This is a genomic window from Actinomadura sp. B10D3, from assembly GCF_039871695.1.
GTDB lineage: Bacteria > Actinomycetota > Actinomycetes > Streptosporangiales > Streptosporangiaceae > Spirillospora > Spirillospora madurae.
The window spans coordinates 1-3753 of sequence record NZ_JBDPLY010000070.1; the positions used below are offsets into that span (position 1 = coordinate 1).

At 65.4% G+C, this 3753-nt stretch carries 4 protein-coding genes; all 4 read left to right on the forward strand.

The genetic code is table 11. From position 1 onward, the window contains the following. On the forward strand, positions 1 to 446 hold a 446-nt coding region (locus ABGB11_RS42205), incomplete at its 5' end, for a hypothetical protein (RefSeq protein WP_347641326.1). A gap of 299 nt (positions 447 to 745) precedes the next feature. Further along, positions 746 to 1117: a hypothetical protein gene (locus ABGB11_RS42210; protein WP_347641327.1), complete on the forward strand. Its 372-nt coding sequence runs from the start codon at positions 746 to 748 to the stop codon at positions 1115 to 1117. A gap of 250 nt (positions 1118 to 1367) precedes the next feature. Beyond that, positions 1368 to 1757, forward strand: a complete 390-nt coding sequence (locus ABGB11_RS42215) for a peptidase inhibitor family I36 protein (RefSeq protein WP_347641328.1) — start codon at positions 1368 to 1370, stop codon at positions 1755 to 1757. 155 nt (positions 1758 to 1912) lie between these two features. Beyond that, positions 1913 to 3325 (forward strand): IS701 family transposase, encoded by a 1413-nt coding sequence (locus ABGB11_RS42220; protein WP_347641329.1) that lies wholly within the window; start codon positions 1913 to 1915, stop codon positions 3323 to 3325. The last annotated feature ends 428 nt before the right edge of the window (positions 3326 to 3753 follow it).

The window sequence follows — 3753 nt, forward strand, 5'->3', positions numbered from 1 at the left end:
TCCCGGCCGGCCAGCAGGGGCACGGTCTGACCACAGAAGTCGGACGCTTCCGGCGGCGGAAGTGCTCACCTGCTGGCGGCTACGGCTACCGAGTCTCTACGACCCGGCAGCTCCCATTAGGCGGCTGCCTGGCCCCACTCGGCTTCGACGTGGGCTGGTGCCGTCTCGACCTCATCCTGCTGCACGGCCCCGAAACCGCCGCGGCCTTCCTGGACGCCTACGAAACCGCCGCCGGGCGTCCGGTCGCGAACATCGAACTGTGGGACCTGTACACCCTGCGCAACTCCTACGGGACCGTCGAGACCTGGGTGCCGAACTACCGCGATCTCGGACGAACCGACCTGACCGCCGACGTGCTCCGCACCCGCCACACCTCCTGGACCCGCCAATGCCTGCACCGCTGGAACCACCGATCCTCCCCCAGCAAACACGCAGACAGCCCATAACCAACCTTCCAACCGACGAAGGCCCCGCCGCCATCGCGAAACCACCAACGCTGTACACAGGAACCCCGGTAAACAGGAGGGCCCTCGGAGACCGCTCTAACCTGAGCCCACAGACGCTCAGACGTCATTGCCCGTCGTCAACCGGTCCTCTCCGTCCGACAAAGAAGCGTCTGGATGGAGACTGTTCTCGCTCTCGCGGTTGCCGTCATCCATACACCTAACTCCGACCTGTGAATAAGCGGCCATCTCGCACACCGCCTCAACTTCTACAGACGGAGGCCTGCCGCAGCATCTCGAACATGAGCCATACCGAATCGGGCGATCTTCGAATTGACATGGGAGAGCAGCAGCGAGTGAGCACCATTCTCAGGGTCCTCTACTTTGCCGTCCATGTGATTCTGTCGGCGCTGATGATCCTCCTTATCTGGGCCGGCTTCGTGATGTCCCACTATCGCGACGGCAGCAGCACCACACCGGGCGCCCTGCTGTGCGGGGTCTTGAGCCTGCTGGTCTGGGTGATCATGGCCGCTCCACTGTTGCTCGCCGTGGGCACCAAGTGGGTGAGCCGCTGGTGGGTGGTCCCGCACGGGCTCCTCGGAGCCGCCTCCCTGGTTGTGATCGTCTACGCCGCGATCTTCGAACCGACCGGTTCCGTCGATGTGGGGAACTAGCGGCCTCGCTGAAGAGTCGAACCCAGACACTGCCCTGCCGTCACAGACAGAGAGGCAGAGAAGATGAAAGAGGAAGGGCGTCGGGCGCGACCCGGCGACCACCAGCATCTGGCGGACGGGCGACGGCATCGCGATGCACGGCCGCCCGGTGACCGGCGCCTACTCCACACGCTCCGAGCGGCAAGGCTAACCAGTTGACCGACCCCCTGGAGCGGTCGATCTCGTCCAAGATCATCCAGAAAGGACCTCAATGGGTGACGTACGTCGCATGACCAAGCGCCTAGCCGCCACGACCGGAGCAGCGATCGTGGCGTCCGTCGGCTTCTCAGCAGTTCCCGCCCAGGCAGCCCCCTCATGCTCGAAAGGTCGCGTCTGCATGTGGGAGGACGGTGGCTGGAAGGGTTCCAGATATGTCCACTGGAAGCCGAAGAAGTCCGGCGCCAAATACCAGATCGACTGGTGGAACGGCGACAACGAGATCACCTCGATCTGGAACCGCTCGAAGTACACCATCCGGATATACAACAACGACAACTACACGGGCTTCTTGCGCTGCATCGGTCCAGGAAAAACGGTAGCGAAGCTGCCCTACTGGCAGAACGACAAGGCCGAGAGCGCCAAGGCCGCCAAGAGTTGCTAGAACACCACTCGCCAACCACCGGCACCTGATCAAACGGCGCGTCAAGCCGAACATCGGCGTTGCGGTCCCAGTACTACATTCGCAGATCTTGAAACCGTGGGGTGGGCTGGCCCGTCGATCATGGGGTGACTTCCCCTATCACTTACGATCAGGTCGTGTCCTGGGACGAGGCGCTGGCGGAGCTGACCGGCAGGGTGGCCGGGCCGTTGTTCCGGCGGCCGGAGCCGCGGGCGACGTTCGGTGACCTGGTACGCGCTCTGCTGGCCGATGTGCCCCGTAAGAATTCGTGGCAGCTGGCCGATCACGTCGGGCATCGCAACGCCTACCGGTTCGAGTGGCTGCTGGGCGATGCGAAATGGGACGCCGATGTGCTGCGGGACCAGGTCAGGGCGTATGTGGTCGAGCATCTGGGGGCCGATGACGGGGTGCTGATCGCCGATGACACCCAGGCGATCAAGAAGGGGGACAAGTCGGTCGGGGTCGCCTACCGGCACTGCGGGGCGACCGGTCAGGTGGAGAACTGCCAGGTGCTGCCGATGCTGACCTACGCCTCGGCGCGCGGCCACGCGTTCATCAACCGCAGGCTGTACCTGCCGCAATCCTGGACCGAGGACCCGGGCCGCTGCGCCGCGGCCGCAGGCCCCGCCGAGGTGGAGTTCGCGACCAAGCCGCAGCAGGTCATCGGCATGCTCGCCGAGGAGATCGCCGCCGCCACCCCGTTCGGCTGGTTCACCGCCGACTCCGGGTACGGCCGTGACCCGGACCTGCGGGCGTTCTGCCACGGCGCCGAGGTCCCGTACGTGATGGCCGTCCCGGTCGACCTGCCCCTGATCGGCTCGCGGGGCCAGGCCACCCGCGCCGATAAGGCCGCCTCCCGGCTGACCGGCGCCGACTTCGAGCGCCGCTCGGCCGGGCAGGGCACCAAGGGCGGCCGCTACTACGACTGGGCCGCCATCACCGTGCGGGTGAAGGACCAGCCGCCCGCCGACGGGTACGCCCACCTCCTGCTGGTGCGCCGCTCGATCTCCGACCCCACCGACTTCGAGCACTTCCTGTGCCACGCCCGCCCGGCACCACGATCCCGCAGCTCATCGCGATCGCCGGGATGCGCTGGAAGATCGAGGAGAACAACGAACACGGCAAAGACCTCGTCGGCCTGGACCAATACCAGGTCCGCAAATGGACCCCCTGGCACCGGCACGTCACCACCTGCATGCTCGCCGTCGCGTTCCTGGCCGTTACCGCCGCCGACACCACCGCTACCGACCAGGGAAAAGACCCCCGCAACCGGGAGAGGTCCCTGGCCCGGTGAATCCCGGTCCCCTCATCCGGCCCTCCCTCAACGAGATCCGCCGCCTCCTCGCCAGGATCCTCATCCCAGCCGCCGGCACCATCGACCACGTCCTGCACTGGTCACTGTTCCGCCGAATCCACCAGACCCGCGCCCTGATCAGCCATCACCGGCGACGTGGAGACCCCGTCCCCCAAGAACTGCGAATGTAGTACAAGGATGTAGTCGGGCTTGGAGAGGTCTGTCCTGTCTTCGTACCAACTTGTGTCGATGGTGATGGGGGTTGCGCTCCCGCTGGTTCCGATCAGCCACGCCAAGACCGGCTGGGCACGCAACCAGTGACAGACCGTCTCGCGCGAACGAGCGGCCCCGGCTCGCGGGAATCCAGAGGGCTGCGAAACCCTCTGGTTCGAGCTCGCTGAACCGGCCTTCCCGGCAATCCTGCCAAGAAAACCGATTGCGGGTTGTTGATGCGGGCGGACTGTTCTGTATGCCACCCGGCAGCCGGGTGACCGTATTCCTCGAAGGAGAATCTCATGGACAAGCTTTCTGCCGAGCGATCGCTCCGGAGCAAGCTCCTGTCAATCCCCTGAAAGCGTGGAGACGGTGTTATGCCACTTCGGCCCTGAGCTGGGCCGTTGAAGCTTCCCGTGCTTCTGTCATCCGCTGCTCGAACGTGATCGGGGCGAGCCCGTCGTTGGCGCT

What these genes read in the sequence shown, in the direction of transcription:
- ABGB11_RS42215 (WP_347641328.1), top strand. Translation starts at nt 1,368, where the DNA reads ATGGGTGACGTACGTCGCATGACCAAGCGCCTAGCCGCCACGACCGGA.
- ABGB11_RS42210 (WP_347641327.1), top strand. Translation starts at nt 746, where the DNA reads ATGAGCCATACCGAATCGGGCGATCTTCGAATTGACATGGGAGAGCAG.